At 73.2% G+C, this 7,127-nt stretch carries 4 protein-coding genes and 1 pseudogene; 3 read left to right on the top strand and 2 right to left on the bottom strand.

The features are described 5' to 3' along the window. Positions 1–209: 209 nt before the first annotated feature. A complete protein-coding gene (locus tag ABZ641_RS21135) occupies positions 210–2,285 on the bottom strand; it encodes a PIG-L family deacetylase (protein WP_359983862.1) in 2,076 nt (691 codons plus the stop codon). Positions 2,286–2,442: 157 nt separating this feature from the next. Between ABZ641_RS21135 and ABZ641_RS21130 the strand changes: the two genes are divergently transcribed. The 3 genes from ABZ641_RS21130 to cimA all read left to right on the top strand — a co-directional run bounded on the left by ABZ641_RS21130 (position 2,443) and on the right by cimA (position 6,917). After that, positions 2,443–3,480, top strand: a complete 1,038-nt coding sequence (locus tag ABZ641_RS21130) for a 3-isopropylmalate dehydrogenase (RefSeq protein ID WP_344628452.1) — start codon at positions 2,443–2,445, stop codon at positions 3,478–3,480. Between the two features lie 179 nt (positions 3,481–3,659). Continuing rightward, positions 3,660–4,772 carry a branched-chain amino acid aminotransferase gene (locus ABZ641_RS21125; RefSeq protein ID WP_344628453.1) on the top strand — a complete coding sequence of 371 codons (1,113 nt, stop codon included), beginning with the start codon at positions 3,660–3,662 and terminating at the stop codon, positions 4,770–4,772. Between the two features lie 531 nt (positions 4,773–5,303). Next, positions 5,304–6,917, top strand: coding sequence for a citramalate synthase (gene cimA, locus ABZ641_RS21120; protein ID WP_359983859.1), 1,614 nt, complete (start codon positions 5,304–5,306; stop codon positions 6,915–6,917). A 111-nt stretch (positions 6,918–7,028) separates the two neighbouring features. On the opposite strand, the pseudogene ABZ641_RS21115 reads toward cimA, so the two are convergent. Beyond that, positions 7,029–7,127: pseudogene (locus tag ABZ641_RS21115) on the bottom strand (ATP-binding protein); the annotation flags it as partial.

Below are 7,127 nucleotides of genomic sequence, written 5' to 3'. Positions count from 1 at the left end.
GGCGCGGTGGCCGTCTCCCGGGCGGCGTCCGCACCGGCGGCCGGGGCCGCCGGCTCGCGGCCGGCCGGGCGGGTCGGGGCCGTCTCCTGGCTCACAGCGCGGTGCTCCTGCCTGGCCCGGGCGGGCCGAAGGGGTCGTACGGGACGGGCCGGCGGGCATGCGGCGGCCGGCCGGGGCGCGGGGGATGCCCACCGAGCATATGCAACGGCTCAGCCCGCCTGGCTCCAGGCACCGAACGGGGCGCCGGGCACCGGCTGGCGGGCGGAGTACAGGTGGCCGTCGCAGCCGATCGCCACGGCGACCAGCCGGCCGTCCCGGTCGGTCGCCAGCGCGGGGGTGTGCGCGAGCAGCGGGCCGTCGTGCTGCCAGTCCCGGCCGTCGGCGCGCAGCGCGGTCCGCCCGCGGTCGTCGCGGACGGCCATCGCGCCGTCCGCGGTGGCGATCCGGCCGAAGCCGCCGGGCGGCGCCGACTCGGCCACCACCCGCCACGCCTCGGACCCGGGCGCCCGCTCGGCGGTGAGCACCCGGGCGCTCTTCGGCTCGCGGAAGCGCACCCGCAGCGCGCCCTCCTCGCCCAGCTCGGCAGTGACCGGGCCGCCCGGCACCGGCAGCCCGGTCGGCGGCGCCGGCCGCAGCGGGCCGCCGGGCACGTCCGAGGCCCAGTGCACGACGGTGCGCGGACCGGTCGCGAAGACGTGGGTGTTGCCGTAGCCGTCGACGACCGCGCCCAGGCCGTCCTGGACACCGCCGCCGGCGTGCGGCGGCAGGGTCAGCGCCGTCCACGCCTCCCCGGGGCCGGAGAGGGTCCGGACGGCGACCGTGCCGCCCCAGGTGCGGGCCGCGACCTGCACGGTGCCGTCCGCCAGGGCGAGCCCGACCGGGTAGCCGAACTCCATCGAGCGCACCGGGTCCTCGCCGTCCGGGGCGCCGAGGCTCTCCCACGGACCGAAGGAGTCCCGGCCGGTCTGCACGGCGGTGACGATCTCGCGGCGGTGCTCGTCGGCCGCGTAGCGCAGCATGGTGCGCACGCCGAGCAGGCGTATCAGCCCGTCGCCCTGCCGGAAGGCCTGCACCTGGCCCTCCAGCCCGGTGCCGGCGAGCCGCCGCGGCCCGTCCCAGCCCCGCGGCGACTGCGTCCACTGCACCGCGGCGCCGTTGAGCAGGCCGAACGCGGCCAGCCGCCCGTCGGACAGCGGCACCAGCCAGGCGCCGCTGCCCGGGGCGCGGTACCGGGTGGACTGCGCCCAGCCGTTGCGCAGCGCGCCGGCCCCGACCTTGCGGTCGCCGCAGCCGGCCGGGTCGCCGCAGCGCCGGTTGTCGGCCCAGCCGTAGCTGTTCAGCGCGAGCACCTTGCGGCCGACGGCGGCCTGGTCGAGGTTGTGCGGCAGCGCGGCGTTCACGTAGCCGAGGTAGTGCTCGACGGTGGCGTTCCTCGCCCGGTCGCCGGCCCAGTGCCGGGCGAGTGCGGCCTGCGCGAAGTACGCGGAGTAGGTGTGGTCCTGGTGGTCCAGGTAGACGTGGCCGCTGCGCGGGTCCTTCGGCGGCTTGGGGGAGTGGTCCGGGTTCGGGTCGAGGGTGCGGACCACGGTCGGGCGGTAGTGGTCGAGGACGGAGTGCAGCGTGGCGATCAGCTGCTCCCGGCTGTAGCCGGCGCCGGCGGGCAGTCCGCTGCGCACCGGCGGCAGGGTTTCGAGGGCCTCCGTCTCGCCGAGCCACAGGCCGCGCAGGCTCGCGGCGCGCGGCAGGCTGACCGAGCGGGCCTCGACCAGGGCGAGCAGGATCAGCTGCACCTGGGGCGCGGCCCGCAGGGTGTGCTGCTCGACCAGCCGGCCGTCCAGGTAGCTGACCAGCGACACGTCCCAGGGGCTGTTCTCGTCGCCGGTGGCGAGCAGCGCGAGGGCGGCGGTCAGTCCGTTGATCCGGGCGCGGGTGTAGGCCGGCCGGTCGGCGCGGACGACCCGGCCGAGCTCGGTGTGCAGCACGTTGCGGCCGTCGGACTCGCCGTCGGTGAGGCAGACCGTGACGCAGGCGGCGCCGGAGGCCAGTGCGTGGTCGAGGTCCGGATTCATGAAGTAGAGATTGTCGTCCGGATGTGCGATGACGTGCACGAACGACTGTGTGATGCTGTGATGTGCGACACCGGTCACCTGTGCCGGCCCGAGCGGCTCCGGCTCCTTCGGCCGGTCCTCCCGGACCGCCAGGCCGACGCCGCAGCCCACCGCGGGCAGTGCCAGCGCCCCACCGGTCAGCCAGAGCGCGCGGCGTCTGCTGATCCGACCCCCCATAGTGCTTTCCCCCGTGAATTCCCCGTGTAGATCTGTCGGATTTTAACGGAGCGGTCCGGTACGGCTCCGTGCCCCCCTTTGTCGCCGGCCCGTCCCCGAATGTCCGGATCCTGGACACGAGATGTCAGTGGCTGGGACGCGGAGTAGGGTCCTGAGCATGTCTCGCAGCCTTCGTCTCGCAGTGATCCCCGGTGACGGCATCGGCCAGGAAGTGGTGGCCGAGGGCCTCAAGGTGCTGAGCGCCGCCCTCCCCGCCGACGTGAAGCTGGAGACCACCGAGTACGACCTCGGTGCCCGTCTCTACCACCGCACCGGCGAGACCCTGCCGGACGCCGTCCTGGAGGAGCTCAAGGACCGCGACGCGATCCTGCTCGGCGCCATCGGCGACCCCAGCGTCCCGTCCGGCGTCCTGGAGCGCGGCCTGCTCCTCAAGCTCCGCTTCGCCTTCGACCACCACATCAACCTCCGCCCGGGCAAGCTCTTCCCCGGTGTGAAGTCCCCGCTGGCCGGCGACCCGCAGATCGACTTCGTGGTCGTCCGCGAGGGCACCGAGGGCCCCTACGTCGGCAACGGCGGCACCCTGCGCGCCGGCACCGAGCAGGAGGTGGCCACCGAGGTCAGCCTCAACACCGCCTTCGGCATCGAGCGGGTCGTCCGCGACGCCTACCGCCGCGCCCAGGCCCGCCCCCGCAAGAAGCTCACCCTCGTCCACAAGAACAACGTGCTGGTCCACGCCGGCCACCTGTGGACGCGGATCTTCCAGGAGGTCGGCCGGGAGTTCCCCGAGGTCACCACCGACTACCTGCACGTCGACGCGGCGACGATCTTCTTCGTCACCCAGCCCGAGCGCTTCGACGTGATCGTCACCGACAACCTGTTCGGCGACATCCTCACCGACCTCGCCGCGGCCGTCACCGGCGGCATCGGCCTGGCGGCCTCCGGCAACATCAACCCCACCGGCGCGTTCCCGTCGATGTTCGAGCCCGTCCACGGCTCCGCCCCCGACATCGCGGGCCAGGGCAAGGCCGACCCGACCGCCACCGTGCTGTCCGTCGCCATGCTGCTGGAGCACCTCGGCTACACCGCCGAGGCCGCGAAGGTCGAGGCCGCCGTCGCCGCGGACCTCGCCGAGCGCACCGGCGCCCGCTCCACCTCCGAGGTCGGCGACGCGCTCGCCGCCCGAGTATCCGGCTGACGGGCCGGGAACAGCACAGGGTTCCTGCCCGAAGGGCCGGAACCGCACAGCACGACAGCCGACCGGCTGTTCGGCACGGCCCTCTGGATGCGAGTATCGACAGTGGGCCGTGCCGTCGTGCGTTCTACCCCTTCGGCGGAGGCGGCCCGGACCAACCCCACGGTGAAGGACAGACAGTCATGAGTACGCCCACCCAGGCGCCCATCACGTTCGAGCTCAAGCCCTCCGCGCACCCGCTGTCCGACGCGGAGCGCGAGGCCCGGCTGGCCAACCCCGGCTTCGGCCGGATCTTCACCGACCACATGGTCACCATCCGGTGGACGGAGGGTCTGGGCTGGCACGACGCCCAGCTCACGCCGTACGCGCCGCTGGAGATCGACCCGGCCAACATGACGCTGCACTACGGCCAGTCGATCTTCGAGGGCCTCAAGGCCTACCGGCAGGCCGACGGCTCCATCGCCACCTTCCGCCCCGAGGCCAACGCCGCCCGCTTCCAGGCCTCCGCCCGCCGGCTCGCCATGCCCGAGCTGCCGGTCGAGACCTTCGTCGAGGCCGTCGAGCTGCTCGTCCAGCAGGAGCAGGGCTGGGTGCCGAACCAGCCCGAGCAGAGCCTCTACCTGCGGCCGTTCATGTTCGCCACCGAGGTCGGCCTGGGCGTCCGCCCGGCCAACTCCTACCTCTTCATGATCATCGCCTCGCCGGCCGGCGCGTACTTCCCCGGCGGCATCAAGCCGGTCTCTGTCTGGCTCTCCGAGGAGTACGTCCGGGCCGCGCCGGGCGGCACCGGCGCCGCCAAGTGCGCCGGCAACTACGCCGCCTCGCTGATCGCCCAGGCCCAGGCCGCCGAGAAGGGCTGCGACCAGGTCGTCTGGCTCGACGCCGCCGAGCACCGGTGGATCGAGGAGATGGGCGGCATGAACCTCTACTTCGTCTTCGGCGAGGGCGAGGACGCCAGGATCGTCACCCCCGAGCTGTCCGGCGCCCTCCTCCCCGGCATCACCCGGGACTCGCTGCTCCAGCTCGCCTCCGACCTCGGCTACGCGGTCGAGGAGCGGCGGATCTCCACCGACGAGTGGAAGCAGGGCAACGCCGACGGCACCCTCACCGAGGTGTTCGCCTGCGGCACCGCCGCCGTCATCACGCCGGTCGGCTCCGTGAAGTCCGCCCGCGGCGACTGGACGGTCGGCAAGGGCGAGCCCGGCCCGACCACCATGGAGCTCCGCAAGGCCCTCCTCGCCATCCAGGGCGGCCAGGCCCCGGACACCCACAACTGGCTCCACAAGATCGTCTGACCTTTTCGGAGTGGTTGACCACGCCAGGGGCGCGGGGGAACTGCGCGCTACGGAAGGAACGGACCGCACTCGGGCCCGGACGGCGAGTTGCACCGTCTGTCCGACCCCGGCTGCGGGTGATGTCCTCCCGGCTCGCGCAGTTCTCCCCCCAGCCTTCGGCCGGGAGGTGCCCCCACGCGCCCCTGTGGTTCACCACCTGCTGCCAGCAGGCGTGTCTCGGTATGCGGATGGTCCGGGCCGGATGGCGGATGGTGTGCCAGACTGCCAGTGTGTCCTCGCTTTCGCTGATCATTAGCAGCAGGCGCGCCGGTCCGCAGTGACCGCTCCGCACCACCCCGTTGCGGAGCGACCACGAGCGTCCAGACCCGCGCGCAGACCTCTCGCACCCGCGAGGGGTCTTTTGTTTTGCCCCGGACCGGCCCCGGCCCCCACAAGGAGCCCGGAGACACCGGGGAGCGCGCGGGATGCTGGACAGTGGAGCCGGATCCCACCGGCAACAGCAGTACTCCACCGAACGGAGAACCCAGGGCCATGACCGAGGCCAGCGACCACCCCAACGACAGCTTCCACGTCTTCGACACCACGCTGCGCGACGGCGCCCAGCGCGAGGGCATCAACCTCACCGTCGCGGACAAGCTGACCATCGCCCGGCACCTGGACGAGTTCGGCGTCGGCTTCATCGAGGGCGGCTGGCCCGGCGCCAACCCCCGCGACACCGAGTTCTTCGCCCGGGCGGCGGCCGAACTCGACCTCAAGCACGCCCAGTTGGTCGCGTTCGGGGCGACCCGCCGGGCCGGTGGCCGGGCGGCGGACGACCCGCAGCTGGCCGCCCTCGTCAACTCCGGTGCCCCGGTGGTCACCCTGGTCGCCAAGTCGCACGACCGGCACGTGGAGCTGGCCCTGCGCACCACCCTGGACGAGAACCTGGAGATGGTCCGGGACAGCGTCGAGTACCTGCGCTCGCAGGGGCGGCGGGTGTTCATCGACTGCGAGCACTTCTTCGACGGCTACAAGGCGAACCCGGAGTACGCCCTGGCGGTGGTCTCCACCGCGCACCGCGCCGGCGCCGACGTGGTGGTGCTCTGCGACACCAACGGCGGCATGCTGCCGCTGGGCGTCCGCGAGACCGTCGCCGAGGTGCTCGCCAGGACGGGGGCCCGGATCGGCATCCACGCGCAGGACGACACCGGCTGCGCGGTCGCCAACACGCTGGCCGCGGTGGACGCCGGCGCGACCCACGTGCAGTGCACCGCCAACGGCTACGGCGAGCGGGTCGGCAACGCCAACCTCTTCCCGGTGGTCGGCGCGCTGGAGATCAAGTACGGCCGCCGGGTGCTGCCCGAGGGCCGGCTCGCCGAGATGACCCGGATCTCGCACGCCGTCGCCGAGGTGGTCAACCTCGCACCGTCCACCCACCAGCCGTACGTGGGCTTCTCGGCCTTCGCGCACAAGGCGGGCCTGCACGCCTCCGCGATCAAGGTGGACCCGGACCTGTACCAGCACATCGACCCGGAGCTGGTCGGCAACACCATGCGGATGCTGGTCTCCGACATGGCCGGCCGGGCCTCCGTCGAGCTCAAGGGCAAGGAGCTCGGCTACGACCTGTCCGAGGACCGGGACCTGGTCGGCCGGGTGGTCGCCAAGGTCAAGGAGCAGGAGAACCAGGGCTACACCTACGAGGCCGCCGACGCCTCCTTCGAGCTGCTGCTCCGTGACGAGGTGCGCGGCCGCCGCGAGCGCTTCTTCAGCCTGGAGTCCTGGCGGACCATCAGCGAGCAGCGCGCGGACGGCACCCCGGGCAACGAGGCCACGGTGAAGCTCTGGGCGAAGGGCGAGCGCCGGATCGCCACCGGCGAGGGCAACGGCCCGGTCGACGCCCTGGACAGGGCGCTGCGCACCGCGCTGGAGCGGATCTACCCGCAGCTCGCGAAGCTGGAGCTGGTGGACTACAAGGTCCGCATCCTGGAGGGCCAGCACGGCACCGGCTCCAAGACCCGGGTCCTGGTGGAGTCCGGGGACGGGGTGGCGTCCTGGTCCACGGTCGGTGTCGCGGACAACGTGATCGCGGCCTCCTGGCGGGCCCTGGAGGACGCCTACACCTACGGGCTGCTGCGGGCCGGAGTGGTGCCGGAGGAGACGGAATGAGGCTTCCGCGACGCCCGGGGCTCTTGGAGCACGAGGGGGCGTGAGAACGCCGGAGGGGGCGCGGAAACCGCGCCCCCTCCGGGGTGTCCGGCCCCTCCGTGGGCCCGTGCCTCAGCGGAGGCGGGCCAGGAGGGCGTGCTCGACGAGGGTGATGAGGGCGCTCTTGGCGCTGTCCCGGCGTCGGGCGTCGAGGGTGATGATGGGGGTGTC

The sequence above is a fragment of the Kitasatospora sp. NPDC007106 genome, assembly GCF_040634455.1.
GTDB lineage: Bacteria > Actinomycetota > Actinomycetes > Streptomycetales > Streptomycetaceae > Kitasatospora > Kitasatospora arboriphila.
Note: the sequence above shows the minus strand (reverse complement) of the source record. Positions and strands in the feature narration are given on the sequence as shown.